This is a genomic window from Streptomyces sp. NPDC001668 (genome assembly GCF_042893155.1).
GTDB lineage: Bacteria > Actinomycetota > Actinomycetes > Streptomycetales > Streptomycetaceae > Streptomyces.
On sequence record NZ_JBIAUQ010000002.1, the window covers coordinates 852,836 to 879,821 of the forward strand.

The window sequence follows — 26,986 nt, forward strand, 5'->3', positions numbered from 1 at the left end:
TTCACGTCCTTTCATCCGGCCGCCGGGACGGCGACTTCCCCGTGGCGGGTCCCGCCGAGCACCACTTTGAGGGCGCCGGTGTCGGCCGCCTTGGCGAAGACGTCGTAGGCCTCCTCCATGAGTTCCAGTGGGAAGGTGTGGGTGACCAGCGCGCCGGTGGGCAGCCGTCCGGCCGCCGCCATGCGCAGCAGGGTGGGTGTGGAGTGGGTGTCGACCAGGCCGGTGGTGATGGTGATGTTCTTGATCCACAGGTCTTCGAGGTGGAGGGTCGCGGGCTTGCCGTGTACGCCGACGTTGGCGACGTGGCCGCCGGGGCGCACCATGCGGGTGCACAGTTCGAAGGTCTCGGGCACGCCGACCGCCTCGATGACGACGTCGGCGCCGAGCCCGTCGGTGAGGTCCGCGATCAGTTGCTCGGGGGTTTCGCGGGCATCCACGACGGCGTCCGCGCCGAACCGCTTCGCCGCGTCCAGTCGGGCGGGGGCCAGGTCCACGGCGACGACGCGCTCGGGCGAGAACAGTCGGGCGGTGGCGATCGCCGCCAGTCCGACCGGGCCCGCTCCGACGACGGCGGCGGTGTCTCCGGGACGCACCTGTCCGTTGAGCACGCCCACCTCGTACCCGGTGGGGAAGATGTCCGCCAGCAGGACGGCGTCCTTCGCGTCCAGCGTGCTGGGCAGCGGGTGGACGGAGAGGTCGGCGTGCGGGACACGCACGTATTCGGCCTGGGTGCCGTCGAGGAGGTGGCCGAGGATCCAGCCTCCGCCGCCGCGGCACTGGCCGTACATGGCCTTGCGGCAGTAGGCGCAGCGCCCGCAGGCGGTGATGCAGGAGACCAGGACCCGGTCCCCGGGCCGTACGGTCCGCACGTCGGAGCCCGCTTCCACGACCTCGCCGACCGCCTCGTGGCCGAGAACGGTGCCGGGGCGGACCTCGGGCACGTCGCCCTTGAGGATGTGCAGATCGGTCCCGCAGATGGTGACGGCGTCGACGCGCACGATCACGTCGGTGGCGTCCTTGATGCCAGGATCCGGGACGGTGTCCCAGGAGGACTGTCCCGGGCCGTGGAAGACGAAGCCCTTCATGACGTTCCTTCCCATTCGATCGACTGCCCCCGGTGTGTCCAGCGTGACCGGGTCCGTCGGTCCTGGCTTGGGCCGGTCGGCCCTCATCGTCCGCCGTAGTCGCCGGTGACGACGTGCACGCGGATGCCGGCCTGATGGCCACGGGCGATCGCGGCCGCCACCTGGGGGCGGGGAGGGCGGTCATGGCGACCGGGCCGAGCAGGCACAGGTCGCGTTCGGCTTCCTCGCGCCGGGCGGGGGCCACTGCCCCGGTGGGCAGTTGACGGACGGCGACGGCCAGGACACGCAGTCCAGCGTCCGCGTAGTCGTTCATGGCCGCGTTCACGGCGGCGCGGTCTTCATCCCCGCTTCGGGCATCACGCCGAGTCGGCCTTGGAGGGGAGAGTCGCTCTCCGCTGGCATCAGCTGAACATCCCCGGGAATCCCGGGGCACGTCGGGACCGTTCGGCCCAAGCGGCAGACGTACGCGGCGAGCAATGCTGGACACACGGCGGCCCGCGGTCCGCACCCCGTCCCACGCCCCGCTCAAGTGGCAGCGTGGCTCACGCGCCGCCGACCCATCACCGGGACCTCGCGACAACGACGTGGTCCTCATCCGAGGAGCAGCACATGGAAGTTCTGGTCTTCCTTCTGATCGTCGTCGCGGTGCTAGCCGTCCTGGCACTCGCGATGGCCGTGAAAATCGTCAAGCAGTACGAGCAAGGAGTGCTGTTCCGCTTCGGCCGCCTGGTCGGAACCCGGTCTCCAGGACTGCGGATCATCATCCCGTTCGTCGACGTGCTGCACCGGGTGTCCCTGCGGATCGTCACCATGCCGATTCAGTCCCAGGGCATCATCACCCGGGACAACGTGAGTGTGGACGTGTCCGCGGTCGCTTACTTCCGGGTGGTCGACGCGGTGAAGTCGGTCATCGCCGTCGAGAACGTCCACGCGGCGATCAACCAGATCGCCCAGACCACCCTGCGGAAAGTCGTCGGACAGCACACGCTCGACGAGACGCTCTCCGAGACCGACCGCATCAACCTCGACATCCGCGAGATCCTCGACGTCGCCACCGTCGAATGGGGCGTGGAGGTCACCCTGGTCGAACTCAAGGACATCCAGCTGCCCGACAGCATGAAGCGCGCCATGGCCCGCCAGGCCGAGGCCGAGCGGGAGAAGCGAGCGAAGATCATCAACGCGGAGGGCGAGTCCCTGGCCGCCGCCGCGCTCGGCGACGCCTCTGACACGATGATGGCCCACCCCCTGGCCCTCCAACTGCGCAACCTGCAGAGCCTGGTGGAGATCGGCGTCGACAAGAACACCACCGTCGTCTTCCCCGCTCCCCTCATGAGCACCATCGGCGAACTCGGCTCCTTCCTCGCCCGGGAAACAGCAGCGGCCACCTCCCCAGCACTGCCCGCTGAACTCCCCACCAAGACAATCCCGGCCCCCACGTCGAACGGTGTGTCCGAGACCGTGTGACCGCTGGACACCGAGGCTGCCCATGAACAAGATTTTCGTCAACACCACCGGCGTCGGGCAGCATCACCAGGTGCTGCGCCCGTCGGCCGCCGGAGGCGGTCGCCTCCGCCTGCGACCTGCTCGGCGTGGGTCCGCTCGTCGTCGCCAACGAGGGCTGTCTGGTCGCGTTCGTCGCACCGCCGGCGGCGGACGAGGCACTGGCCGCCCTGCGGTCGCTGCCCGAGGGCCGGGACGCCGTCCGCATCGGCGAGGTGTTGCCGCACGGCCCGGGCGGCCGGGTGACACTGCGCACGCTGGTCGGTGCCCGTCGGGTGGTGGACATGCCGCTGGGCGAGCAGTTGCCGCGCATCTGCTGATGACCACGGGAAAGCGGATCCGCCTCCCGCGGCGGCCGTGGTCCGGGCTGACCGGCCTTTCGCCGACGACGGAACGGGGCCGGTCGGCCCAGGTATGCCGCCTGGTCGGCCCATGTCGCCTTCGCTCCCCCGCTGTCACCTTCGGAAGGGTGACGACGACAAGGAGGTGGGGAGCGATGGGCGGCAACAAAGTCACGCGGAAGCGATTGTGGCGGTGGCGGAACAATCCGCTGCGCCGCCACGACGACGTCTGCGAAGCATGGATCCTGGTGGTGATGTGGGCGGTCGTCCTGGTAGGAGGCACGATCGCCGCACTGGTGACGGCGCACGCCGCGGACGAGGTGTTCGCCCAGCAGCGGGCCGAGCGGCATCCCGTCCGGGCCGTACTCCTCACCGACACCCCACAGAGCACCTCGTCGGTGAGGAGTGGGAGCTACCGGGCTCTGGTGACGGTCCGCTGGACGACGCCCGGCGGCGCCACCCGTACCGGACAGACGTTGGTGAAGACCGGCCTGCGGACCGGATCGGCCGTCACGGTGTGGCAGGACAGCCGCGGTGCGCTCGCCACCGAGCCGACCGGCGCGACCGAGGCCTCCGTCGCGGCGGGTCTCTTCGGCGTCGCGGCCACGCTCGCCCTCTCCGGTCTCGTCTTCGGAGCAGGATCTCTCGCCCGGTGGCGGCTCGACCAGCATCGCCTGCAGCAGTGGGACAGGGAATGGGCCCTGGTGGGGCCCGGATGGAACCAGAAGACCGGGTGACATCACACCCACGGCACCGGCGCAGTACCGCGAAACGACCGGTTCCCGCCTTGCCCGGGAAAAGGTCCGAACGGTCCCTCCACCAGGGGCCGCTCGATTCTGCCCGGCCCCGGTACCCGCGCGCTGCAATGGCAGTGGCGGCGGCTTGCGGCCGTTGCGCTGCCGGCACACCAGGGAGGTGAGCACACATGCGCTTCGAGAACCGTACGCCACTCATCTCTTCACGGAACAGGGGGCTTCGGACGCGGTCTCGTGCCTGGCCCTTGACTGGTTCACCGCCCACCTCGTGCGGCCGGGCGCGGGGGCGCCGTCGATCGGGCCGGTGTGATGTCGGCCGACCCGATCGCCGGAATGCGCGCGCCGGCCGGCACCGGAGCACCCGGCTCCACCGGAAACCGGCCGGCAGCGGTCAGCGTGCGCCGAGGCCCGCAATTCCCTTCCCCGTGTTTTCCGCGCGCAGTACGGCCAGACGGTTGCGGAACTCCTCCTCGTCGACCTCCCCGCGTGCGAACCGGTCGGCGAGCAGCTGCTCGGGCGACGCGGCGGCCGTGCTGCGCATGGAGTCGGGTGCACGGTTCAGGGTGCGGTAGATCAGTACGGCGAGGGTGATGAGCAGGGTCCACAGCAGGACAGTGCTGATCGACATCGCGAACCAGTCCCATCCGCTCATGTCGTGGTGGTTCCAGTACATCGCGGGTCACTTCCTCGGTGCGCGGACAGGGGCCGCCCAGGCGGCTCGTCATGGCGTGTGACGCTTGTCGTCGCTGTCAGGGTCTCGCTTGCCGGGGTCCCGCTCACAGTGCCGAACGGCCCTTGCTCCTGGGCCGCTCGGTACAGCAGCCGGCCGTTGTCCCCGGGTGAGCGTCAGCCCGAGAGCAACAGCCGGCAGGTCTCCCCCGGTCGTACGCTGAGCGCGCGATCGGGCAGCCGGACGTCGATGGGGAACCGGTCGGACGACGGTACGGCGATCTCCAGCTGTTCCCGTTCCAGGCGCAGCCGTACGCCCCAGTGGCCCTGGTAGCGAAGGGCGAAACCGTAGGAGGACAGCTCCGGCAGCGGTACGGGGTCCAGCCACAGCGCTCCCTCACGGGTTTCGAGGCCGGTCAGCCCACGCTGCACGAGGTCGAGCGTGCCTGCCATGGCGCCCAGGTGGATTCCCTCGCCGGTGGTGCCGCCCTGCACGTCGGCGATGTCGCCCTGCAGTGCCTCCTGGCAGAACTTCCACGCCTCGGCGCGCCGGGCCCGGGCCAGGACCCAGCCGTGTACCAGGCCGCTGAGGGTGGAGCCGTGGCTGGTGCGGTTCAGGTAGTGGTCGACGGTGCGCCGCCAGGTCTCCTCTTCCAGTCGGTAACCCAACCGCTGGAAGAGACCTTGCAGTTCGGCCGGTGAGAAGAGGTATCCGAGCATGAGGACGTCGGCCTGCTTGGAAGCCTGGTAGCGGTTGACGGTATCGCCCTCCGCCTCCAGGATCCGGTCCAGGCGCCGGATGTCGCCGTAGCGTTGCCGATAGCCGCCCCAGTCGAGCTCGGTGAGTTCGCCGTATCCCTGGAACTGGCTGATGACGCCACCGTGGAAGGGGACGTGGAGGGTGCGGGAGACGTCCTCCCACTGTTCGAGTTCGCCGCCGTCGAGGCCGGTGCGCTCGACGAGTTCCTGCCGACGTGGTGCGGGCAGGGCGTCGAGGAGTTCGAGGGTGCGGGTGAGCACCCAGGCGGCCGTGACATTGGTGTAGGCGTTGTCGTCGATGCCGGGTCCGGCCGCGCCGGGGTAGGCCTCGTGGTACTCGTCGGGACCGACCACGCCCTTGATGCGGTGCCGGCCCAGCCGCTCGTCCCAGGTGGCCGAGTCCGCCCAGAACCGGGCGATCTGCAACATCATCTCGGCGCCCTTGGTGTGCAGGAACTCGGCGTCGCCGCTCGCCTGGCAGTACTGCCACACGTTGTAGGCGATCGCCGACCCGACGTGGTGCTGGAGGTGGGAGTGGTCGGGCAGCCAGCGTCCCGAGCGTGGGTTGAGGTGCAGTTGCTGGGTCTCCTCCCTCCCGTCGCTGCCGCTCTGCCACGGGTACATCGCGCCCCTGCGGCCCACCGCCCGGGCAGCGCCGCAGGCCCGTTCGAGGCGCCGGTGGCGGTAGCGCAACAGGGCGCGGGACACCTCGGGGAAGTGCAGGTTCAGATACGGCAGCACGAACAGCTCGTCCCAGAACACGTGCCCGCGGTAGGCCTCGCCGTGCAGCCCCCTGGCCGGCACACCGACGTCGAGGTCCGCGGTGTGCGGCGACAGTGTCTGCAGCACGTGGAAGAGGTGCAGCCGAAGAATGCCGCCCGCCTCCCCGGGTACGTCCAGCTCGGCCCGGCGCCACAGCTGGTCCCACGCGGTGATGTGCGCGTCCAGGAGCTCGTCGAAGCCGGGAGCCTGTCCCATCCGTTCGATCGCGGCGTCCAGCGGATCGCTGATCGCCGGGTCCCGGGACGTGTGCAGGGCGACGATCTTGTCGACGGTCGCGACGCGGCCGGGGGCCAGATGCAACTCGGCCCGCTGCGTGGTCTGCCCGGGTGCGTGCTGGACCGTGAGCGGTGCGTCGGCGGCCAGGCGGGCCGCCATGCCGATGCGGATGTCCGAGCTGCGGGTGCGGCAGCGCAGCCACACGGTGTCCGGCGCGGCGGTGCCGGTGTGCACATGGGTCAGGTGGCGGCCGTCCAGCTCGCGGTAGCGCGGCACTCCGGCATTGGAGACGCCGCCGTCGAGCGCCGCCTCGACCTCCAGTTCGCCGGAGAAGCCCTCAGCCGTGAACTCGGTGCGCAGCGCGGCCAGATGAGGATCGGCCATGTGCACCAGCCTCTGCTGACGTACCGACAGCACGCGCCCCTCGCCGAGGTCGTACCGGCTCCGGCGCTCCAGGAGGCCCGAGGCCAGGTGCAGGATCAGACGGTGTTCGAGCACCGTGCCCGTGTCCGGTGTGAGCCACTGGCGACCGCGGAGGCGGAATCGCAGCGGCAGCCAGTTCGGCACGTTGACCATGTCCTCGTTCTCCACCCGGCGCCCGGACACCTCGGAGGTGAGCCGGTTGTAGCAGCCCGCCACGTACGTCCCCGGGTAGTGCACGTCGTCCGCCGCGCACTCGGGCAGCGCCCCGCGGGTGGCGAAGTAGCCGTTGCCCAGCGTGCACAGGGATTCCCTGAGCCTCTCCTGCTCGGGGTCGTAACCTTCGTACTCCCAGGTCAGGGCCATCACGTTGATGCTCCTCGGGTGAGCAGTTCGTCCAGATCGCGTACGACGATGTCGGCGCCGTGGCGCAGCAGTCGCTCCCGGGTACCGGCACCGTCCGCGCGATCGACTCCGACGACCAGGTCGAAACCGCCCCGCCGGCCGGCCTCGACGCCCGCCAGGGCGTCCTCGACGACGGCGGTGCGCTCCGCGGGGACACCGAGCCGCCGTGCCGCCTCCAGGAACAGATCGGGCCGCGGCTTGCCCGGCAGGGCGAGACGGGCCGCCTCACCACCGTCGACCAGGGCGTCGAACAGGTCCAGCACACCGGCCCGGGTCAGCAGTTCGGGGGCGTGCCGGGACGCGGACGCGGCGGCCAGGGGCACCCGGGCCAACCGCAGGGCGTGCAGGAGTCGCACCGTGCCCGGATAGGCGTCGATGCCGTGCTCGCGCAGCCGCTCGGTGAACAGCCGCTCCTTGTACGCGGCGACGGACAGAACCCGCTCGGCGGTCGGGTCCACACCACGCGAGGCGAGGAAGGCCGCGGCACCGTCGAGGCGGGACTTCCCGTCGACGTACCGCAGGTAGTCGTCCCGGATGTCGAAGGGCCGCCGGTCGCCCGGTTCCTGAGGCGGATGGTCGCGCAGGAAGGTGTCGAAGGCGGTCTTCCACGCGGCGGCGTGCACGCGGGCCGAGTCGGTGATCACTCCGTCGGTGTCGAACACGAAGGCTCCGACCTCCCGCAGCGCGGACACCAGTGCGTCGCGGGACGCCGCAGAGCGGGCGGCGTGCGAGGTCACGGCTGTGCCGTCCGGCCCCGCCTCTCCCGAGGGAGGGGTTGTGCGGCGGACGCCGTCGATGCCGGCACGAACAGCCATGAGCCCCCCTCTCACGATCGGGCAGAAGTGATCACACGTGCTGCGGCACGATCGCCACCGGGCACTGCGCGTGGTGCAGCAGTGTGTGTCCCACGCGGCCCAGCTGGAGACCGTGCTGCCCGTGCCTGTGCTGCGCCCCCACGACCAGGAGGTCTGCGGCGGCGGAACGGTTCAGGAGCACCTTGCGGGCCGGTCCTTCGACCGTGGTGCGGCGTACCCGGACACCGGGATGGTCGGCCGTCGCGTCGTGGAGCAGGGTGTCCAGCAGGGCGGACGCCTGCTCCTCGTGCCGGTGCGCCGGGTCCCCGGCCAGCAGGGGGTGGTCGGCGGTCTCGTGCGCGGGGCAGCGCCAGGCGCGTACGACGTCCAGGACGCATCCGCGCGCCTCGGCCTCGCGGAACGCGAACCGAACCGCCTCACCGCTCGTGGTGGGCTCGCCCGCGCCGAGCAGAATCCGCTCGTGGGCGCCCTCCAGGCCGGCTGCGTCACCCCTGACCACGACGACCGGGCAGTGAGCACGGCCCGCCACGGCCAGACTGACCGAACCGAGCAGCAGCCCGCTCAGTTCACCGCGGCCACGCGACCCGGTCACGAGGGCCGTGGCGTTGCGGCCCTCGTTCAGGAGCGCGTGCACCGCGTCCTCGGCGAGGACCTCGGTGGTCGTCTTCACTTCGGGGTTGCGCCGTCGAGCGCGCTCCGCGGCGACTGCGACGGTGTTCTCCGCCATCACCTGCTCGGCCGGGCGCTCCAGGCTGTCCTGAAGTGCCGCGCCCTCATAGCGCTGCCACAAGGAGGCGTACACCAAGCGCAGCGGAACATCTCGCCGGGCAGCTTCGTCCACTGCCCAGTCGACCGCCACGAGGCTCGACTCCGATCCGTCCACACCTACGACCAAGGGCAGTTCCATCGTCCCCACCGCCTTTCGTCGAATTGCTGCGGCTTGCACAGCGGGGAATCCACCCTCACCGTCGCATGCCGTTCCGGTCGGCATGAGGGGCCGAAACGGCCCTACGTCGGGACGTTCGGCCCACGCTCTATACGGGGATCCGCAGAGACTCGCCGACTCGCGGCCGCCGGACCGACGGGTAGTGGAAAGGGCCACTCGGCCCTGGCCACCTGCCCGCACGGCCCCTCGGCCGCGAGACAGTTCAACCATCGGCATTGATCGAACCGTTACAAGCCATCTCGTCCGAGCAGGGACGCCAGGCGCTCGGCCATCACGAGCAAAGTCTGGTCCGAGTAGGACGATCCGACGAGCTGCACACCGATCGGGAGGCCGTCGGTGCCATGCGCAATAGGCATGACCAGGCTGGGCAGGCCGATGTGGCTGGTGAGGTTGGCCCAGCCGGTCTGGTCGAAGAAGCTCCGTTCGGTGCCGTCGACCGTGAGGGATCGGCTCCCGGCCGGGATCGCGGCGGTAGGCGCAGCGGGCGTTATGAGGACGTCGTACTGAGGGCACTCCGCCCGGTGCAACAAGCCATGAACCACCGACCCCAGCCTCATCCCGGAGTACCCCCCACGCCCATACCTGCCGACGACGACCACCAGGGCGCCGACCGAAGCGAGAGCCAGTTCCGCCCATCCCGCCACGGTCTCGGACAGCTTCGTCGCCGAAGGACACGACGGGCCGCCGCCACACCCACACGGCGCGCAGGGCAGCGCCATGCAGCGCTGCCTCTTCCACAGCGAAGTCCACGGCTGCCCTGGAGGATTTGCTGCCATCGACACCCACGCCGAGATGGGGGTGCCGCTCTCCCGCGTGCTCCGGCTCCCTGACCACGACGACCGGGCAGTCCGCCTGGGCACTGACCGGAACTACCACCGAGCCCGCACTGAAGAGCTCCTCCGGTCGACTGAGCCGACGGGAACCGCCGACGAGCATCCGGGCCTGCGCCGCCTCCTGTCAAAGCACCGCCGATGGAATGCCGTCCAGCAGTTCCGTCGTCAGAGGCACTTCCGCGTGCAGCGTCCGCACCGTGGCGACCGCCTCGGCGAGCGCGCTTTCGCCCTGGGCCTGGAGCATCGTGCGGCGCCAGGGTGTGTCGATGTGCTGCCCGCCGGGCAGGGGCGGTACCGCCACAACCAGTTGGAGGGGCAACCGTCTGCGTACAGCCTCGTCGACTGCCCAGGCGAGCGCCGGAACGTGCTGCTCGCGTGGGTCGATCCCGACGATCACCTCATTGCGTACAGTTGTGTTCTTCATGGCTCCTCCTTCCGGGCAGTAAATGTGAATGCCCTCAAGCCATGCCCCTTTCAGTGCCGCTTGGACGGGCGCACCATTCACGCTGTCATCGCAGCCCCGTGAGAGCCAGGGCCTGCAAACCTTTGTCCAGGGGGGGCCGAAGGCCCTGCATGCGACCTGGCCCGTTCCACTCTTTCCCTCGACGGGCTCGCCCACCGCCCGCTGCGGCCCCCCGCAAGACCATCGCGCAGCCGCAGGATCCATTGCCGCCGCAGCCCGGCCCCGGACCTTCAATCCTCCTGTCAGGACGTCCGAACCGTCAGGACATCGTGCTGCTGCCCGCCGAGAACGACCTTGAGGGCACCGGTGTCGCCGGCCCGTGAGAAGACGTCGTACGCCTCTTCCATACGGTCCAGCGGGAAAGCGTGGGTGACCATGGACGCCGCAGGCAGACGGCCGGCGGCCATCATGCGCAGCAGAGTGGGTGTGGAGTACGTTCGACCAGGCCGGTGGTGACGTCGGCTTGCCGTGCACGCCGACATTGGCTACATGCCCGCCCGGCCGCACTATGCGCGTGCACGTCCCTCGGTGAGGTCGGCGACCAGCTGCTCGGCTTCTTCACCCGCCAAGGCCACGGCATCGGCGCCAAGGCGCTTGGCGGCCTCCAGTCTCGACGGGGCGAGGTCCACGGCGATGATCTTCTCCGGGGTGTAGAGCCGAGCGGTGGCGATCGCAGCGAGCCCGATGGGCCCCGCTCCGACCACGGCGACGGTGTCTCCAGGCCGTACGCGCCCGTTCAGAACACCCGCCTCGTAGGCAGTGGGGAAGATGTCGGCCAGCAAGACGGCGTCCTTGCTGTCCACCGCACCGGGCAGCGGGTACACGGACAGATCCGCGTACGGCACGCGGACGTACTCGGCCTGGGTGCCGTTGATCAGATGGCCGAGGATCCAGCCTCCGCCGCCGCGACACTGTCCGTACGCCCCCTCCCGACAGAAACGGCAGCGGCCGCACGCCGTGATGCACGAGACCAGGACGCGGTCGCCGGGACGGACACTGCGCACGTCACTGCCCACCTCGACGATCTCACCGACGGCTTCATGCCCGAGCACCGTGCGGAGCGTACCTCCGGCACATCGCCCTTGAGGATGTGCAGGTCGGTCCCGCAGATGGTCACGGCGTCGACCCGGACGATCGCGTCGGTGGCCTCCTGCGGGGCGGGGTCCGCGGTCTCCTCCCAGGCGGACTTGCCGGAGCCATGGAACACGAGTGCTTTCATAACGGTCCCTTCCTGGGCTTCTGGGTACCGGTCGTGGGCAACAACAGCGACTGGGGCCCTGCGGCGCGCGCCCACCCGCTGCCCCTGGAAGCGTCGGCGCCGAGGATGGTGGGACGCCATCAGGCGGCCACCTTCGAGCGGAGTGACCTCGTCTATCCAGCCTGCCCATGAAGGCTGCCGTTTGCGCACCGGGGCCGAACCCCGCCCAAGGCCGGACGTGGGGGGGGTTGCACCGGACGGCCCCAGGATGCCGAGCAATCGGCCCCAGCCGCGGCTCGTTCAAGTGTCACCTTCCTCTCAGGGGCGACGAGGGGTTCAGTGCCAGGGCCAAGGCAAGGCGAACCGGTCAGATGTTGTGGCGGTGCTGGTGGACCAATCCGTTTCGCAGGGCGGCATTTCTCGTCGGCATGGTGACTGTCCACGCGGCCGATGAGTCCTTCGCTAATGCGGCGCCAGCGTCACTCGGTTCCAGCCGTCCTCGTGCAGAGCACTCCGGAACGGTACCGAAACCTGTGCCCCGAACTGGCGGCTGCGTAGGCCGAGAGGCTCCCGGACGGACCCCACTGCCCTCGCGGCGTCACACGGAAGCAGCCAGGCTGGTCATGAGCCCCTTGGCGACTCCTATGCCGAGGTGAAGGAGTTGATCACCATGACGAACCTGGTGGGATTCCCGGAGCGCCCGGTCCGGGTGAATGCGCGTATCGACTCGCCACTGTCCCGATGGCTGTGGCTCGTGAAATGGATCCTCGCCATTCCTCACTACGTGGTGCTGTGCTTCCTCTGGTGCGCTTTCACCGTGGTGACCGTGATCGCGTTCTTCGCCATCCTGTTCACCGAGCGCTACCCCCGCGCCCTGTTCGACTTCAACCTAGGAGTATTGCGCTGGAGTTGGCGGGTCTCGTACTACTCGTACGACGCCCTGGGCACCGACCGGTATCCCCCGTTCAGCCTGGGCGAGGAACCGGACTACCCGGCACGGCTGGACATTGCCTACCCGGAGCGGCTCTCCCGCGGCCTGGTGCTGGTGAAGTGGTGGCTTCTGGCCATCCCTCACTACATGGTCATCGGCTTCTTCCTCGGCGGCGCCCACCTCGGCTGGTGGTCCGGTGGCCTGATCGCCCTGCTGACGGTCATCGCAGCCGTGATCCTGGCCTTCACCGAGAAGTATCCGAAGGATCTGTTCGACCTGATCATTGGCCTCAACCGGTGGGTCCTGCGCGTCACCGCATACGCCACCCTGATGACGGACAAGTACCCACCGTTCCGCCTGGACCTGGGCGGCTCGGAGACGGCCACTCCGGAAGAGCGGGCGTAACCGCCGCGCCAGTGGCCGTACTTCCGACCGTGTACGGGCTGGGCGCCCCGGTGTTTGGACGGCGCCCGACCGTCCGAACCTCCGCCCTTCGGCGCCGCACGCCAGAGAGTCCTGGACGGTACCCACGAGTCCAAACATTGGCCAGGACCAAGGCGCTCGGCCCTCCCTCCACGCCCTCGTCACCAACCTAGGGACTGGAGACCGGCCACGGGTACCAGATGTTCGATTCAGGTCCTGGGCGACTCCTTCGCCAGTTCGCTGCCGATGCGCGCGGCCCACGTCTCGATCTGATGGAAGTCGCGGAAGTCCCCGCCCTTCCCGGAGGAGACGATCTTCCGGGCGATGAATCCCTTCGCTCCCTCTTCGAGGCAGCCGCCGAACGTGACGTGTTCCTGGACATCCAGCCGGATCATGGCCCGGCGGACGCCGGGAACAGGTGGGATGTCGCGTTCCGAGGCCGAGGCGTCGAGGGGACCGCTGCTGAAGAGCCACAGCGGACGCCGGGACAGCTCGCGGGAGTGCCGCCGGACGAAGTGGCGTGCGTCCCTGTGCCAGCGTCCCGCGTACAGGCCGCCACCGACCACTACGGCGTCGTACGACTCCAGATTCGTCACGGACCGGGCGGGCATCGCCTCGACCGTCAGCCCTTCCTTGCGCAGGACGTCGGCGATGGACTCCGTGATTTGCGCGGTCGACCCGTTCGTCGTAACACCCGGCTCGCCGGCTCGTCCGGCCGCGCGTGCATGTCGTCCAGCGGTCGTGGGAGCTTGTCGACCACCTCTTCATGTCACTTCCTCCTCAGCGCAGTCGACGCAGACACGGGTCCTTGGGCCGACGCGGCAGCAGGCGTACGCGTGCGTCGAGCACGGTGACCTCGCCGGGTGTCGCCAGGACGGGGTTAGTCGGCTTCGGCGAGCTGCGGCAGGTCGCTCGCCATCCGGGAGAGGCGCAGGAGCAGCCCTTCGAGCCCTTCGAGGTCGACCGGTCCGCCGCCGTACGCGGCGGCGCGCGGGCCCGGTCGGCCGCCATCGTGGCGGAGCGCCGGCTCGCAGCGAAGAACCGCAGCCGGAGATTCTCCGTGGACATCTCCTCGTGCAACCTTTGCAGCTTTTCGTGATCTCGCGGCGTCACGGCCCGAATGGACACAGTCGTGCCGTCCGCGAGCAGGGCGTGAACCATGGGTCGACTGCGCTCGTCGTCCGTCATCACGTGCCTCCTCGAAACCTCAGCACCCGCCGGAGATCTTCGGATCCGGGTTGCGCAGCCAGGCGCGTTCCGCGCACGACGCGGCGATGTTCACCGCCATGATCGCTCCGGACGGGCGGGTCGGTGCGGAAGGAGGGAAGCGCCTCTCGTAATGCACCCGCAGGAAGCCGCGGACAAGCCGCACGGACAGTCCGTGGCGCGTCGCCTCGTCCACCGCCTCCAGGCTGGAATCCGATCCGTCGACCCCCAAGGCCAGCGGGAGCTCCACCGTCCCACCGCCTTCCTGCCCAGCCGCTGCGAGAACCCCTGTGAATTCCCGGAGTGCCTCCGCCCAGGTTGCGCCACGCCGGTTTGCGGCGATGGTGGAGTCATGCGGCCGGCAGCAAGACGCCGCTGGATCCCCCCTCCACGGCTTGCGCACCGGCCGCGTGCTGAGACGTCCGTGACCGGACAGGAGCCCGGCTCCACTCCGAGGTCGCGGAGAAGGGACGGCCATCGTGGTCGCGAGGACCGGCGTTTTCGGCGCCATGACCCAGGAGCACCGCGAGCAGCTCATGTCACACGCTCGTGAGGTGTCGTTCGCGGCAGGCGAGCGCATCTTCGACGAAGGCGGCAGGGCCGACCGCTTCTGGATCATCCACACGGGCACGGTCGCTCTCGACCTTCACGTGCCCGGCCGCCAGGCAGCGGTCGTCGAGACCCTCGGCGCCGGAAGAATGCTGGGCTGGTCCTGGCTGGTCCCTCCCCATCACTGGCACATGGGGGCCGAAGCCACCAGCCCGGTGCGTGCCTACGAGTTCGACGCGGCGGCGGTTCGTGAGATGTGCGCGAAGGACCCGGGGCTGGATCACGAACTCTGCACTTATGTCTCCGGCGTGCTCGCGCGCCGGCTGAGATCCGCCCGGGTGCGACTGCTCGACCTGTACGCGCCCCACGGGGCGGGCGAGGTCCCCTGACAAGGCGAGAAGAGGTGCTTCGAGGTGCCGCAGACCCCGCACATCGTGAGCGATGTGATGACTCAGACGGTCGTGGCTGTCGGCCGCGACGCGCCCTTCAAGGAGATCGTCCGGACCATGGAGCAGTGGAAAGTCAGCGCCATGCCCGTCCTTGAGGGCGAAGGCCGCGTCATCGGTGTCGTCTCCGAAGCAGACCTGCTGCCCAAGGAGGAGTTCCGTGACAGCGACCCGAGCCTCTTCGAGCAACGTCGCCGGCTGTCCGACGTCGCCAAGGCCGGAGCAGCCACGGCGGAGGAGCTCATGAGCACCCCCGCCATCACGGTCCACCCCGGCGTCACCCTGGCCCAAGCGGCGAGGATCATGGCCGTCCGCCACGTCAAGCGTCTGCCCGTGGTCGACGACATCGGCATGCTCCAGGGCATCGTCAGCCGTGCCGATCTGCTGAAGGTCTTCCTGCGGTCGGACGAGGACATCGAGGAGGAGGTCCTACGCACGGTGGTGTCCTATCTCTTCCCGGCCTTCAGCCACGCCATCCACGTGAACGTCCACGAGGGAGTCGTCACCCTCCGCGGACACATCCGCGACACCTCGCTCATCTCGGTCGCCGTGCGCCTCGTGCGTTCCGTCGAGGGCGTCGTGGACGTCGAGCCCCACCTCACCGGCGAGTCCACCGCTCAGGCTGAACCGGGGGGCTCGCAGTGAAGGACAAAGGGCCTCGCCGACAGACCACAGGACTCATCCGGCCCCTACCTGGTCATATCTGCGGAACGACCGCGATCGGACACGGCGCATGATGTAGCACCGCATGGTTGACCAAGCCCAGCTGCAGACCGACGTGCCCATGTCGTCTCCGGGCTCCGGCAACGAGCAGATCAGCACCGGACGCGGCATTCAGGAGCGCCTGTCGTGCCGAGCCCTCCACCACCTCGCTCCTCACCGTCAGGTCCGGATACCGCTTCTCGGGACCGCGCAGGGCGTCGGCAAGCACCTGGGCAGGCGGGCGGTCGAGGGCTTGGAGGGCGTAGCCGGACAGGCCGGGAGGCCCGGGGTTCCCGACCGGGACGCTCCAGGCGTGCACCGCCAGGAGCCGACAGCGTCGCACGTGGGCCTCGCGGCACGCGAACTCCACGGCAGTACCGCTGCCTTCCCCGTCCTCGACCCCAACGACGACGCACCCGAACCCGCCGTGCCGGCGCTCCCCCCCGCCGCGCACCACGACGACCGGACAGTCGGCGCGGGCCGCCACAGCCAGGCTGACCGAACCGAGGAGCAGTCCGGCGAGACCTCCGAGCCCTCTGGACCCAAGTACCAGAGCGAGAGCGTTGCGCCCATCGCTGACCAGCGCGGACGCCGCGTCCTCGAACAGCACCTCACTCGACAGCCGTACCGCAGGAGCACTCTTCCTGGCTCGCTCCGAGGCGGCGGCGACCAGGTCTGACGCATCGTGGTCCGCTGCGCCCGCGTGCAAGAGATGGAGCGGCACGTCGTGTCGGAGCGCCTCGTCCGCGGCCCAATCCACCGCCTCGAGGCTCGCCTGCGACCCGTCGATGCCGACTACCAGGGGAACCGCCATTGCTTCTGCCTCCTCCTCATGCCTGACTTCATGTCCGTCCGTTCGCCGCCGTTCCCGGACCCACATGCGCCGCGAGGAGATCTGGGGTACTCCTCAAGAAGAAGCGCCGTGCTCAGCGCGCCGACACAGTGCTCATGCGCTACGGCGACCACACCCACAGCCGGCCTGCACGGCCACAGCCTCACGGGGAGACCGCAGCAGTCCGGACAGCGGCCACACTCGCCGTCCTTCCAGCTTCGTACGAGACGGAGGCAGTCGCCATGGAACGAGTCCTCACCGTGGGCCTCGACGGCTCACCCGAGAGCCTCGCCGCTGCGCATTGGGCCGCCGACGAAGCCCAGCGGCGCAAACTCACCCTGCGCCTCCTGCACGCGTGGCCCCTGCTGGCGCCGGAACCGACCGCCGTCCCCTCGGAAATCGACCAGAACTACTGGGCGAAGCGCCTCGTGCACAACGCCCAGACGGAACTCCAGGCACACCACCCGGGCCTCACCGTCGTCGGCAACCTGGTCGCCGACGACGCCCAGGACGCGCTGATCCGAGCGGCGTCGGAGTCCGAGATGCTCGTGCTCGGCTCGCGGGGCCTGACTCCCGTGGAGAGCTACTTCCTCGGCGACATCAGCATGCTCGTCGTGGCACGCGCCGGGCGGCCCGTGGTCCTCGTACGCGCCGACAAGAAACGTGCAGAAGGGCCCTCGACACCTGAGTCGGGTGCGGCAGACGCAGTGGTGGTGGGGCTGAAACTGCACGGCCCGTGCGACGACCTACTCGCATTCGCCTTCACCACTGCGGCAGCTCGGGGCGTGCCCCTCCGCGCCGTCCACGGCCGCGCCATCCCGATCCACGCGTACGCCCCTTGGGGCGTGGACCACACCGTGACTCAGGAGATCATCCAGGACGCGCAGAAGCATCTGAGCCAGGCCCTCCGTGCCTGGCGCAAGAAGTTCCCGGGCGTGGCCGTCACGGACACCATCCACCTCGAAAGCCCCGCCAGGGTCGTCGTAGCGTCCGCCGAGGGCGCCGAGCTCCTCGTCATCGGCCGACGCAACCACCCCGCCCTGGCATCACGCCTGGGTCCCGTGGCTCAGGCCGCCGTTCACCACGCACGCTGCCCAGTCGCCGTCATCCCCCATGACTGAGCCGAGCCACTACGGGAAGCCGGTGATGTCGGCCCCACTCGATGTCAAGGACGCACTGCTGCCGTCCGCCGTCTGGGCAATCGCTGTGCGGGACCTGCGGCACCCGGCGGCGACACGCCCTCACAGGTCCAACTCTCGCCTGCCGACGCACCGGGCGGGAGCCGCCGCGAGCACCCGACATCCCCGTGGTCGCTGACAACGGTGACCCGAGCCCTGGTCGGTGGTGCGCTCTCCCGGTGAGCCCGCGTGGCAGGTGTGGCCGGGACCGTGACGACGAACAGTCGAGATATGGGGGCCTCTCTGCCGGTGGCCGTCGCCGCCCGTCGCGCCGTCAACGGCGATGACGACGCCGGTGATCGAGTCGGCCCCTTGAAGCGCCGGGCCGCGAGCGCGATCCGGTGCCGCTCGGCGGAGGCAACCCCCGGAGCGCGTGAAATGCAGGCGCTCTCCAAGGGGCGGACAGTGGAGAGTGAACCTGTGCCGCGAGGACCTGAGGAGGGAGCAGCGACATGCTGCATCGACTGGTCGGAGACCTCATGACCACGGCTGTGGTGAGTGTGCGGCGGGACATGGGCTTCAAGGACATCGTCCAGAACCTCACCGAGCACGACATCACCGCGGTACCCGTCGTCGATGATCAAGGCCGCCCGATCGGCGTGGTGTCGGAGGCGGACCTGCTTCGCAGACAGGAAAACCAGGCGGATCCGGGCGGACACCTGAGCGCCACGCACCTGCTGCCCGCGGAAAGCGCCAAGGCGCACGCGCTGACCGCCGGGGAGCTGATGACGAGCCCCGCCGTCACGGCGCGGCCTGAGTGGTCGGTCGTGGAGGCCGCCCGTGCCATGGCCCGCCACCGCGTCAAACGGCTGCCCGTCGTGGACGACCTCGGCCGGCTGGTGGGCATCGTCAGCCGCGATGACCTACTGCACGTCTTCCTGCGGCGAGACATCGCCATCCAGGAGGAGATCACCACGGATGTCCTGACCCGGAGCCTCGGCCTGCGACCCGGCGAGGTCACCGTCCGGGTCGCCGACGGACGGGTGACACTCGACGGCACCCTGCCGAAGGAAAGCCTCATCCCCATCGCGGTACGCCTGGCCGAAAGCGTCGACGGTGTCGTCGACGTTACGCATCACCTCCGCGCCGGGAGCCAGACCACAGCCGGTGCACCAGGGCGGTGAACCTCCTGCGCCGGTGGACGAGATGCACCCACCGCCTTCCAGAGGAACGCGCGCACCGGCCCTGTGGTTCGGGAGACACCGGGTCTGTCCACCATGGACATCCCGATGTGCCGGTCGAGCTCTGACAACGACGTCCCGGTGCCCGGTCGGCCCGAAGCCCGACGGAGGAGCCCGGCGCCATGGTCCGTTACGTTTACGACTTCGCAGAAGGCGGTCGCGACTAGGCCGACCTGCTCGGCGGCAAGGGCCGAACCTGGCCGAGATGCGGCCTGTCCCGCCAGGCTTCACCGTGACCACCGACGCCTCCGGGCCTTCCTGGCCACCGGCAGCGAGCCGGACCCTGGCCCGCGAGATCTCCACACACCTCACCGCGTTGGAGCGGCCGCGGGACGGCGGCCGGGGCAGCCGCTGCTGCTATCCGTCCGCTCCGGGGCACGGTTCTCCATGCCCGGCATGATGGGCCGTGCCGCCTTTCGCTGGCCGCGCTCCTGCGGACTGGCCGACCCCAGTAGTGGATAGCGCAACATGCCGGTCGGGGCCGGGGTGTGCCCTTTAGGCCCTCCCGGGTACGGGCCCCGACGGCGTATCCATGACATAGACCCCGGCGGTGCTCCGCAAGAGCTCGGGACGCTCTCAGAAGCACCCGACCCGTTGGACGCTCCGGACACGGCACCGGGGCGGCAGAGCCTTCTTTGGGGGGGACAGGCGTCTGTGTGTCCCTGGTCGAGCGCTCACAGCCCCTGACCAGGGACATTCCAGCGTGCGTGGTTATGCCGTCCAAGCCAGGCAGTGGCGAGTCCCGTGGGGAGTAGGCTGCAGTTACCGAGGGCACTGCGTGCGCTGGTGGCCGTATCGGCGCCGTTCTCGGTGAACGACAATGCCAGGCCGGTGAGACCGCGCCTGGAGGCAGGTCCATGTCATGGAACCGACTGCCGATCATTCCGCGACCACCGCGAAGCGCACCTCCCCACCAGCGCAGGTCCGGCTTTCGCTGGCGCCTTACGAAATCGTCCCGGGCAGGCTCGACGGCGCCTGGTGGCCGTACTCCAACGATCTCGTCGTTGAACTGCCTCTTCTGGTGGAAGCGATGGCCGGGGCAGGCAGCTTTACCAGGGTCACTCTGGGGATCGAGCTGTGGCCCGATGTCCCGCACGAGGTCGGCGTGGGCGAGAAGTTGGTGACCGTGGGGTGGTTCGTTTCCGGTCGCGAACAGAACGAGATTCTGCTCTGCTCCTATCTCAAAGGCTTTCGTACCTTGCTCGTCATCCCTCCCACAACGGTGGCCGACACTGCCGCCTGGCTGATGAACAGCCCCGCTCCGGTCGACGGCAGAAACACCGCCACCGAACTGCTGGCGATTGCGAAGGCACGGTTCACAGCGCCGGAGGTCCGCGACGGCTGAGCCCGTTCAGTCGGCTCGGCTCGTTCTGCCTGGGCCTTGGTATGGCCAAGGCGGTAGGACTCGGTGCCGGTCTGGATGATGGCGCCGTTGAAGGTCAGCCGGTCGACGATGGCCGCGCAAAGCCCGGGGTCGGTGAACATAGCGGACCGGTAGCCGTTCATCGCCGCCTCGATGCCCAGCGCGATCAGCAGGTGAAGCGGCCTTGATCCGGCGCTCGGAACGGCGCCGGGCCGGTCGTCGCACTCGGCCATCAGCAGTTCCGCGACGAAGGCCCGATACGGCATCTGGTCGCGGGCGGCGCCGTCAGGGAGGTCGGGGAACTGCTGGCGGATGGACGGCAGCCGGAGCATGCGGCATGCCTGGCCGTCGGAGGCGGTGGCGGCTTCCTCGGTCAGTCCGCGTTGGGTTCATGATCCCTCTTTCTCGCGCCCGGCTGTGCGGCCATCGGCGCACTGTGTGGAACAGGCCGGTACCTGTGCCTCGCCGGTGTCGCCTTCGGCGACCCTGCGGGCTTCCGAAGCGCTGCCGCGCACAGTGACCTCCGGGTCCGTCGCGCACCACCCGGCGGTCATGGCCGCTCCCCGCCTCGTACGACGGCGACCGGGCAGTGCGCGTGGTGCAGCAGTGCCTGGCTGACCGAGCCGAGCAGCAGGCCCGTGAAGCCGCCTCGGCCGCGGGCGCCGACCACGACGAGTTGCGCGTCGCGGCTCGCCTCGATCAGGGACGGGCGCACACGGGAACGCACAAGGCGCCGCTCGACGACGAGCCGGGGATGACGCTCCTGCCACGGGGCCACGGTTTCGTCCAACAGCCGCTGCTCCTCCTGGCGGAGCCGCTCGATGTCCACCACCGCGTTCAGCGGATCACCAGGCCCCTCGTAAGCCCGCTCGCTCCGGGTGTTCCAGACGTGCAGCGCCAGCAGGTCCACGCCGCGAAGCAACGCCTCGGCGAAGGCGAACTCGACGGCTGCCTCGCCCGCCGGTGAGCCGTCGACCGCCAGCAGCACAGGACCACTCGGGTCGGGCCGGCCGCGCACCACCAGCACCGGACAGCGGCCGTGCGCGGTCAGATGCACGGCGGTGGAACCGAGCAGCAGGCTGCCGAACGCCCCGAGGCCCCGGCTGCCGACCACGACGAGCGAGGCGGTCCGCGACTCGATCTCCAGGACCATCAGCGGCTCGCCGACGGTGACCTCGCGCGTCACATCCACCTGCGGTACGGCTCTGCGGGCACGCTCCTCAGCGTCGATCAGCGTGCCGTCCACCAACTCCCGCACCCCCGCCATCGCCGGATTCCACGGCGGTCCGCCGGGCGGCAGATGCATCGACGGCCACCCGAAGGCGTGCACCAGCCGCAGTCCCACGCCGCGCAGTCCGGCCTCACGTGCCGCGACCTCCACCGCGTCGAGGCTCGAAGACGAGCCGTCCACTCCCACGACGACCGGGTCCATCACGACACCTCCATAATTCGCCGCGGGCCCAGCCGGCCCGCGGCCGACTGCCCCGTCTCCCCCCTGCCAGGCTCCACCAGGCTGCGCCGCCCCGCATCAAGTGGCTTCACATCGCGCAGCCGCCCACCTCAGCCACCCTGGGCCACCACAAAGCCGCGAACCGCCAGATCAGCCCCACGAGGCGGTGACGTGGCGGCCGCCGCCTGCCGGGGTCACGCTGGAAGACAGTGAAGGACGGCGGCACGGAAGTCTGCTGGAGGTGCCATGAGCAGTGCGCACGGGCGTGAGCCGATCGTCGTGGGTGTCGACCCCGATCCCTCGAAGCGGCTGGCACTCGCCTGGGCCGCTGACGAGGCGGATCGCCGTGGCCTGCCGGTGCGGCTCGTCCACGCCCAGGGCGTACCGACGGGCGGATACCGCACGGGCGAGGCACTGCCGTCCTGGGAGGAGTGGAACCGGACACTGCACGAAGCGGGTGCCGAGGTACTCAAGCAGGCGGTTGCCTTCGTCGAGTCCCGGCGGCCGACGGTGGAGGTGTCGACCATGCTGTCGGAAGGAGAGCCCGCGTGGGTTCTGCGGGAGGAGGCGCGGAACGCCTCGCTGGTCGTGGTGGGCTCCTGGCACCTGAGCACCCGGCGCGAGATGTTCACTTCCGCCTCCATGGCACTGCCGGTCTCCGCCCACGCTCCCTGCCCGGTCGTCGTCGTTCCGGAACCGGAGCACATCACCCAGGAGCCCGCGTACTTCGTCGTCGGCGTCGACGGCAGTCCGCACGCGGCGGCGGCGGTGGACGTGGCGTTCGAGGAGGCGGCCCTGCGCGGAGCGACCCTCAGAGCCCTGTACGTGTGGCACCCGCCGCTCCTCGGTGTCCTGGACGAGGACGCCGCTGTACGGGAGTGCCGCCGGGTGCTGTCCGAGACGGTCGCGGGCCGGACCGCGAGGTACCCGGAAGTGGAGCTGTACCACGAGGTCGTCCTCGGTCATCCCGTGCGGGTACTGACGGAAGCCTCGGAACACGCGCTGGGCCTGGTCGTGGGAACCCGCGGGCACGGCGGGTTCACGGGCATGCTGCTGGGCTCGGTGAGCCAGGGAGTGCTGCACCACGCCCACTGCCCCGTCATCACGGTCCCGGTTTGAGACGCCGAACGGCGCCATCCCCTGCCCCGTATGGCCCTGGTGGCGCCGGACGGTCCGTTCCACGATGAGAGGGCGCTGCCGCCGGGGGGCGGCACACCGGCCGGACGGCCGCCGAACTCACTGGAGTCCGTGATGGAAGCCTCATGCAAGGCCCTCCGTGCGATCCGACCGGTTTCGCAGGAACCGAGGACCTCGGCACCGTACGGGTTCGGATGATGCGCACCGGCACGGACCCGCTGGTACCAGGCGGAGGGACGGACGCGGCGGTCGACGCCACGTCCGGCTTCGGTCCGCGTCCTCCGGTACGGGAACTCGCCGCCGGTGATGTCTTCGCAGCGCTGGGCACCTCACGGCGCGGCTTGTCGGCGGATCGGGCACGGGCGGGGCTGGAGCGGCACGGGCCCAACGAAATGCCCCGGACGAGGCGCCGCCCCGTGTGGCTGCAGCTGGGGGCGCAGTTCAGGGACCTCTTCGCGGTCGTACTGATCGTCGCGTCGGTGATCACGTTCCTGGCCTACGGCCTTCAGGAACCGCGTGACGTGGGCAATCTTCAGCTCGCGGTGGCGATCCTTTGCGTAGTGATGCTGAACGCCGCCATCGGTTTCGCGCAGGAGTACTCGGCCGAGCGGACGGCTCAGGCGCTGGAGGCGATGGTGCCCCACGCCTGCCGGGTGCTGCGCGACGGACGGCGGCTGGAGGTGCCCGCCCGGGACCTGGTGCCGGGCGATGTGGTGGTGCTGGAGGCCGGGGACGCCGTGCCGGCGGACTGCCGAGTGGTCGAGGGGCACGAGCTGACGGTGAACAACGCGCCGTTGACCGGGGAGAGCAACGCCGTGGGCCGTACGGCCGATCCGGTGGCGGCCGGGCCGCCGCTGGAGGCCCGCAACTGCGTGTTCATGGGGACCGATGTCGTCGCCGGGTCCGGACGAGCCGTGGTCTTCGCCACCGGTGCGGCGACCGAGTTCGGGCGGATCTACCGGCTGGCCGCGGCGGCCCCGCAGCAGAAGACCCCGCTGCAGCACCAGGTGGCCTCCATGGCACGCCGGGTGGCAGGTGCGGCCCTGGCGATCGGCGCCCTGATGTTCGCCGTGCGGCTGCCCACCGGGGAGTCCCTGGTGCCCGCCTTCGTCTTCGCGCTCGGGGTGATGGTGGCGATGGTGCCTGAAGGGCTGCCCGCCACCCTCTCGGTGTCCCTGGCGATCGGCGTACGGCGGATGGCGCGCCGCCGTGCCCTGATCAAGAAGCTGCTGGCGGTCGAGGCGCTCGGGTCGACCACGGTCGTATGCACCGACAAGACCGGAACGCTGACACAGGCGGAGATGACCGTCACCCAGGTGTGGGCGGGGGGTGCGACGCACACGGTGACCGGGGTGGGATACGCCCCGGACGGGCAGGTCGCCGACGCGGCGCCGGTGCGCGAGCTGCTCCGGGTGGCGGGCCTGTGCTGCAACGCCCGCATGGTCCCGCCCGAGGACGGACAGCACTGGCGGGTGCTCGGCGACACCACCGAGGGCGCGCTGCTCGTCGTCGCGGCCAAGGCCGGTCTCGACCCGGGCGCTGAGGAGGCCGCGGCTCCGCGCGTGACCGAGTTCCCCTTCGACTCGGACCGCAAGATGATGACCACGGTGCACAAGAACGGCGCGGGCTACCAGGCGTGCGTCAAGGGAGCGCCGGCCGAGCTGCTGGCGCGCTGCACCGACGTGCGGTGGGAGGAACATCGCGGGCCGCTGACCGAGCAGGAACGAGCGACGGCACTCGCGGCGAGTGACGCGCTGGCGTCGCAGGGGTTGCGGGTGCTGGCCGTCGCGCGGCGGGAGCTGGACGGGCCCCGCCCTGCACAGAACGAGGCCGAGTCGGGCCTCACGCTCCTGGGACTGGTCGGCATGCTGGATCCGCCGCGTCCGGAGGTCGCCGACGCGGTCGCCGCCTGCCGCAGGGCCGGAATCCGCATCGTCATGGTCACCGGCGACCACCCGCTCACCGGTGAGGCCGTGGCCCGGCGGGTGGGGATCGTACTCGGGCCGGATCCGGCCGTGGTGACGGGCGCCCGGCTCGACGCGATGGACGAGGAGTCGCTCGACGCGCTGCTCGCCGAGCCGTCCGAGTTGCTGTTGTGCCGGGTCAGTCCGGAGCACAAGATGCGCGTGGTCACAGCTTTCCAGCGGCGGGGCGAGGTGGTGGCGGTCACCGGGGACGGCGCGAACGACGCTCCCGCACTCAAACATGCCGACATCGGCGTGGCGATGGGGGCGTCGGGCACCGACGTGGCCCGGGAGGCGGCCTCGATGGTGCTGCTGGACGACTCGTTCGCTTCCATCGCCGTGGCGGTGCGGCTCGGCCGGGCGGTCTACCAGAACATCCGCAAGTTCCTCGTCTACCTCTTCAGCCACAACATCGGGGAGCTGGTCCCGATCCTGGCTGCGACCTTCGCCGGTTTCCCGCTGGTGCCCATCAGTGCGGTGCAGATCCTGGCGATCGACCTGGGCTCCGACGTACTGCCCGCCTTGGCCCTGGGCGCCGAGCCGCCCGAGCCCGACGTGATGGAGCGCCCGCCGCGCTCCCGTCGGGAACGGCTGTTCTCAGCCGCTGTGGTGGGACGGATCCTGTTCCTCGGCGGCATCCAGGCGCTGTGCGTCACGGCCGTCTTCTTCTGGCACGTCGGGTCCTCGGGCATTCCGTTCGACGACTTCACCAAGGACACGCCCGTCTACCGGGAGGCGATCACCATGGTCCAGGCCGGGATCGTGCTCAGCCAGTTCTTCAACGCGCTCGCGGTGCGCACCGACCGGCAGAGCATCCTCAAGGTGGGGCTGCTCTCCAATCCGGCCCTGCTGGTGGCGGGCGGCTTCGGTATCGCCCTCATGGCCGCGATCAGCTATGTACCGCTGCTCCAGGACGTCTTCAACACCGCCCCGCTCGACGCCGCCGACTGGGCGGTACTGGTCGGGCTCGGGACCCTGCCCCTGATCGCGGACGAGCTCCGCAAGTGGTGGCTGCGCCGCCGCGCAGGCCACCGGAAGGGAGCGCGACAGTGAAGGTGATCGTCGTCGGCTGCGGCCGGGTGGGCGCCACCCTCGCCGGTCTGCTCGCCTCCGAAGGGCACGACGTGCAGGTCGTCGACCGGCGTCCCAAGGCGGCCCGGCGGCTGCCCGACAGCCCCCGTATCAGCTTCCACGAGGGCAACGGCTACAGCCGCGCCGTGCTTGAGGCCGCCGGTGTCGAACACGTGGACGCCTTCGTCGCCGTCACCTCCGGGGACAACAGCAACATCGTCAGCGCGCGCACGGCGAAGGAGACCTACCGGGTGCCGAACGTGCTCGCCCGCATCTACGACCCCCGACGCGCCGACATCTACCGCGAACTCGGCATCCCCACCATCGCCAGCGTCCGCTGGACGGTCCACCAGATCCACCGGATGCTGCTGCACCGCCACCTCTCCCCCGAAATCAGCTTCGGCAACGGCGAGACCCTGCTCTACCGCTCCGAACTTCCGGCCTACCTGACCGGGCGGCCGCTGGCCGAGTTCGAGGTCGACGGCGAGATCCGCGTCGTGGAGGTCACCCGCGCGGGCCGCTCGCTGATCCCCACGCACAGCACGCCCGCGCGTGCGGGCGACCTGGTCACCTTCGCCGTCGCCGCGACCGCGCTCGGCAGGCTGCGCGGCTTTCTCGACAAGGAGCTGGGGACGTGAACGTGATCATCGCCGGGGCCGGACGGCTCGGCACCCAGATCGCCCAGGTGCTCGCCGCCGCCCACAACGAGGTGACGCTGATCGACATTGACGACGATCGCGTCGCCGAACTGGAGGGGCGCGTCCCGGTGCGGCTGGTCGCCGGGGACGCCTGCGAACCGGCGCTCCTGGAACACGCCGGCGCTCTCACCGCCGACCTCGTCATCGCCACCACCGGGGACGACGAGGACAACCTCGTCATCAGCCTGCTCGCCAAACGCCAGTTCGCCGTGGACCGCGTCGCCGCCCGCGTCAACGACGCCGACAACGCCTGGCTGTTCGACGGACGCTGGGGCGTGGACGTCGCCGTCCCGGCCGCCACCCCGCTGATCTCCCTCATCGAGGAGGCCACCGGGGCCACCGACACGGTCGCCCTCCTGCGGCTCAGCAAGGCCGGCGTCGACGTCATCGAAACGGCCATCACACCGCAGTCCAGGACGGCCGGACGCGTCCTGGGCGACGTCCGGTTGCCCGAGGGGTCGGTCGTCGCCACGATCGTCCGCGACGGACAACCCACCGTGCCTGATCCAGCACTCCGGCTCCGGCCCGGTGACGAGATCCTGCTCGTCTCGCACAACGCGACCGAGCAGGAAATCCACGCGGCCTTCCAGTGATCGCCGGACGCGGAACGTCCAGAACCGGTCACCGCTCGGCGGTCCGAGCTGCCCAGCGCCGAAGTGTGACCGTC

Annotated in this window: 23 protein-coding genes and 7 pseudogenes; 14 read left to right on the forward strand and 16 right to left on the reverse strand. The window is 70.1% G+C overall.

The window, feature by feature from the left end:
• Positions 1-11: 11 nt before the first annotated feature.
• The gene (locus ACFYZ8_RS09375) at positions 12-1,085 is read right to left on the reverse strand and encodes a zinc-dependent alcohol dehydrogenase family protein (RefSeq protein WP_388530976.1); all 1,074 of its coding nucleotides are present in this window, start codon (positions 1,083-1,085) and stop codon (positions 12-14) included.
• A 609-nt stretch (positions 1,086-1,694) separates the two neighbouring features.
• On the opposite strand from ACFYZ8_RS09375, the gene ACFYZ8_RS09380 reads away from it, so the two are divergent.
• The 3 genes and pseudogenes from ACFYZ8_RS09380 to ACFYZ8_RS09390 all read left to right on the forward strand — a co-directional run bounded on the left by ACFYZ8_RS09380 (position 1,695) and on the right by ACFYZ8_RS09390 (position 3,663).
• Positions 1,695-2,549, forward strand: a complete 855-nt coding sequence (locus ACFYZ8_RS09380; protein ID WP_359028514.1) for a slipin family protein — start codon at positions 1,695-1,697, stop codon at positions 2,547-2,549.
• An 89-nt stretch (positions 2,550-2,638) separates the two neighbouring features.
• Positions 2,639-2,905: pseudogene (locus ACFYZ8_RS09385) on the forward strand (AIR synthase-related protein); the annotation flags it as partial.
• A gap of 176 nt (positions 2,906-3,081) precedes the next feature.
• Positions 3,082-3,663 carry a hypothetical protein gene (locus tag ACFYZ8_RS09390; protein ID WP_388530973.1) on the forward strand — a complete coding sequence of 194 codons (582 nt, stop codon included), beginning with the start codon at positions 3,082-3,084 and terminating at the stop codon, positions 3,661-3,663.
• Between the two features lie 409 nt (positions 3,664-4,072).
• Here ACFYZ8_RS09390 and ACFYZ8_RS09395 read toward each other — a convergent pair whose 3' ends face one another.
• The 9 genes and pseudogenes from ACFYZ8_RS09395 to ACFYZ8_RS09435 form a co-directional block, all read right to left on the reverse strand.
• Positions 4,073-4,354, reverse strand: a complete 282-nt coding sequence (locus ACFYZ8_RS09395) for an SHOCT domain-containing protein (protein WP_388530970.1) — start codon at positions 4,352-4,354, stop codon at positions 4,073-4,075.
• A 173-nt stretch (positions 4,355-4,527) separates the two neighbouring features.
• Positions 4,528-6,894 (reverse strand): glycoside hydrolase family 65 protein, encoded by a 2,367-nt coding sequence (locus tag ACFYZ8_RS09400; protein ID WP_388530967.1) that lies wholly within the window; start codon positions 6,892-6,894, stop codon positions 4,528-4,530.
• Positions 6,894-7,748, reverse strand: coding sequence for an HAD family hydrolase (locus ACFYZ8_RS09405; RefSeq protein ID WP_388530964.1), 855 nt, complete (start codon positions 7,746-7,748; stop codon positions 6,894-6,896). Before ACFYZ8_RS09405 ends, ACFYZ8_RS09400 begins: the two co-directional genes overlap by 1 nt.
• Positions 7,749-7,779: 31 nt before the next feature.
• The gene (locus tag ACFYZ8_RS09410; RefSeq protein WP_388532090.1) at positions 7,780-8,655 is read right to left on the reverse strand and encodes a universal stress protein; all 876 of its coding nucleotides are present in this window, start codon (positions 8,653-8,655) and stop codon (positions 7,780-7,782) included.
• 266 nt (positions 8,656-8,921) lie between these two features.
• The gene (locus ACFYZ8_RS09415) at positions 8,922-9,236 is read right to left on the reverse strand and encodes an amidase family protein (RefSeq protein WP_388532089.1); all 315 of its coding nucleotides are present in this window, start codon (positions 9,234-9,236) and stop codon (positions 8,922-8,924) included.
• 21 nt (positions 9,237-9,257) lie between these two features.
• Positions 9,258-9,470: pseudogene (locus ACFYZ8_RS09420) on the reverse strand (hypothetical protein); the annotation flags it as partial.
• Positions 9,412-9,630, reverse strand: a pseudogene (locus tag ACFYZ8_RS09425) (universal stress protein); the annotation flags it as partial. The pseudogenes ACFYZ8_RS09420 and ACFYZ8_RS09425, both read right to left, overlap by 59 nt.
• A gap of 21 nt (positions 9,631-9,651) precedes the next feature.
• Positions 9,652-9,951, reverse strand: coding sequence for a universal stress protein (locus tag ACFYZ8_RS09430; protein WP_359028508.1), 300 nt, complete (start codon positions 9,949-9,951; stop codon positions 9,652-9,654).
• Positions 9,952-10,232: 281 nt separating this feature from the next.
• Positions 10,233-11,209: pseudogene (locus ACFYZ8_RS09435) on the reverse strand (alcohol dehydrogenase catalytic domain-containing protein).
• 649 nt (positions 11,210-11,858) lie between these two features.
• Here ACFYZ8_RS09435 and ACFYZ8_RS09440 point away from each other — a divergent pair.
• On the forward strand, positions 11,859-12,524 hold the full coding sequence (locus ACFYZ8_RS09440) for a DUF4389 domain-containing protein (protein WP_388530960.1): 666 nt from the start codon (positions 11,859-11,861) through the stop codon (positions 12,522-12,524).
• 227 nt (positions 12,525-12,751) lie between these two features.
• Here the strand turns inward: ACFYZ8_RS09440 and ACFYZ8_RS09445 are convergent, their stop codons facing one another.
• The 3 genes and pseudogenes from ACFYZ8_RS09445 to ACFYZ8_RS09455 form a co-directional block, all read right to left on the reverse strand.
• On the reverse strand, positions 12,752-13,207 hold the full coding sequence (locus ACFYZ8_RS09445) for a flavodoxin domain-containing protein (RefSeq protein ID WP_388532087.1): 456 nt from the start codon (positions 13,205-13,207) through the stop codon (positions 12,752-12,754).
• 115 nt (positions 13,208-13,322) lie between these two features.
• Positions 13,323-13,650, reverse strand: a pseudogene (locus ACFYZ8_RS09450) (acetate--CoA ligase family protein); the annotation flags it as partial.
• A gap of 99 nt (positions 13,651-13,749) precedes the next feature.
• Entirely contained in the window at positions 13,750-13,998 is a 249-nt protein-coding gene (locus tag ACFYZ8_RS09455) for a hypothetical protein (RefSeq protein ID WP_388530958.1), read from the reverse strand.
• Positions 13,999-14,257: 259 nt separating this feature from the next.
• Here ACFYZ8_RS09455 and ACFYZ8_RS09460 point away from each other — a divergent pair, with 259 nt between their 5' ends.
• Together ACFYZ8_RS09460 and ACFYZ8_RS09465 are read left to right on the forward strand one after the other, a co-directional pair.
• The gene (locus tag ACFYZ8_RS09460; protein ID WP_388532085.1) at positions 14,258-14,686 is read left to right on the forward strand and encodes a Crp/Fnr family transcriptional regulator; all 429 of its coding nucleotides are present in this window, start codon (positions 14,258-14,260) and stop codon (positions 14,684-14,686) included.
• Between the two features lie 24 nt (positions 14,687-14,710).
• Entirely contained in the window at positions 14,711-15,388 is a 678-nt protein-coding gene (locus ACFYZ8_RS09465) for a CBS domain-containing protein (RefSeq protein ID WP_388530955.1), read from the forward strand.
• 52 nt (positions 15,389-15,440) lie between these two features.
• Here the strand turns inward: ACFYZ8_RS09465 and ACFYZ8_RS09470 are convergent, their stop codons facing one another.
• Entirely contained in the window at positions 15,441-16,259 is an 819-nt protein-coding gene (locus tag ACFYZ8_RS09470; RefSeq protein WP_388530953.1) for a universal stress protein, read from the reverse strand.
• A 260-nt stretch (positions 16,260-16,519) separates the two neighbouring features.
• On the opposite strand from ACFYZ8_RS09470, the gene ACFYZ8_RS09475 reads away from it, so the two are divergent.
• From ACFYZ8_RS09475 to ACFYZ8_RS09490, 4 genes and pseudogenes are all read left to right on the forward strand, one after another.
• Positions 16,520-17,398, forward strand: a complete 879-nt coding sequence (locus tag ACFYZ8_RS09475) for a universal stress protein (RefSeq protein WP_388530950.1) — start codon at positions 16,520-16,522, stop codon at positions 17,396-17,398.
• Positions 17,399-17,907: 509 nt separating this feature from the next.
• Positions 17,908-18,579, forward strand: a complete 672-nt coding sequence (locus tag ACFYZ8_RS09480; protein ID WP_359028503.1) for a CBS domain-containing protein — start codon at positions 17,908-17,910, stop codon at positions 18,577-18,579.
• A gap of 230 nt (positions 18,580-18,809) precedes the next feature.
• Positions 18,810-19,038: pseudogene (locus ACFYZ8_RS09485) on the forward strand (PEP/pyruvate-binding domain-containing protein); the annotation flags it as partial.
• A 460-nt stretch (positions 19,039-19,498) separates the two neighbouring features.
• Entirely contained in the window at positions 19,499-19,981 is a 483-nt protein-coding gene (locus ACFYZ8_RS09490) for a DUF5994 family protein (protein WP_388530947.1), read from the forward strand.
• Between the two features lie 20 nt (positions 19,982-20,001).
• On the opposite strand, the pseudogene ACFYZ8_RS09495 reads toward ACFYZ8_RS09490, so the two are convergent.
• Both ACFYZ8_RS09495 and ACFYZ8_RS09500 read right to left on the reverse strand, forming a co-directional pair.
• Positions 20,002-20,331, reverse strand: a pseudogene (locus ACFYZ8_RS09495) (hypothetical protein); the annotation flags it as partial.
• 218 nt (positions 20,332-20,549) lie between these two features.
• Positions 20,550-21,431 carry a universal stress protein gene (locus tag ACFYZ8_RS09500; protein ID WP_388530944.1) on the reverse strand — a complete coding sequence of 294 codons (882 nt, stop codon included), beginning with the start codon at positions 21,429-21,431 and terminating at the stop codon, positions 20,550-20,552.
• A 264-nt stretch (positions 21,432-21,695) separates the two neighbouring features.
• Here ACFYZ8_RS09500 and ACFYZ8_RS09505 point away from each other — a divergent pair, with 264 nt between their 5' ends.
• The 4 genes from ACFYZ8_RS09505 to ACFYZ8_RS09520 all read left to right on the forward strand — a co-directional run bounded on the left by ACFYZ8_RS09505 (position 21,696) and on the right by ACFYZ8_RS09520 (position 26,912).
• On the forward strand, positions 21,696-22,568 hold the full coding sequence (locus tag ACFYZ8_RS09505; RefSeq protein ID WP_388530941.1) for a universal stress protein: 873 nt from the start codon (positions 21,696-21,698) through the stop codon (positions 22,566-22,568).
• Between the two features lie 143 nt (positions 22,569-22,711).
• Positions 22,712-25,603: a cation-translocating P-type ATPase gene (locus ACFYZ8_RS09510; RefSeq protein ID WP_389049772.1), complete on the forward strand. Its 2,892-nt coding sequence runs from the start codon at positions 22,712-22,714 to the stop codon at positions 25,601-25,603.
• Positions 25,600-26,259: a TrkA family potassium uptake protein gene (locus tag ACFYZ8_RS09515; protein WP_359028499.1), complete on the forward strand. Its 660-nt coding sequence runs from the start codon at positions 25,600-25,602 to the stop codon at positions 26,257-26,259. The genes ACFYZ8_RS09510 and ACFYZ8_RS09515 overlap by 4 nt, the downstream gene beginning before the upstream one ends.
• Positions 26,256-26,912 carry a potassium channel family protein gene (locus ACFYZ8_RS09520; RefSeq protein ID WP_388530938.1) on the forward strand — a complete coding sequence of 219 codons (657 nt, stop codon included), beginning with the start codon at positions 26,256-26,258 and terminating at the stop codon, positions 26,910-26,912. The genes ACFYZ8_RS09515 and ACFYZ8_RS09520 overlap by 4 nt, the downstream gene beginning before the upstream one ends.
• Positions 26,913-26,986 lie beyond the last annotated feature (74 nt).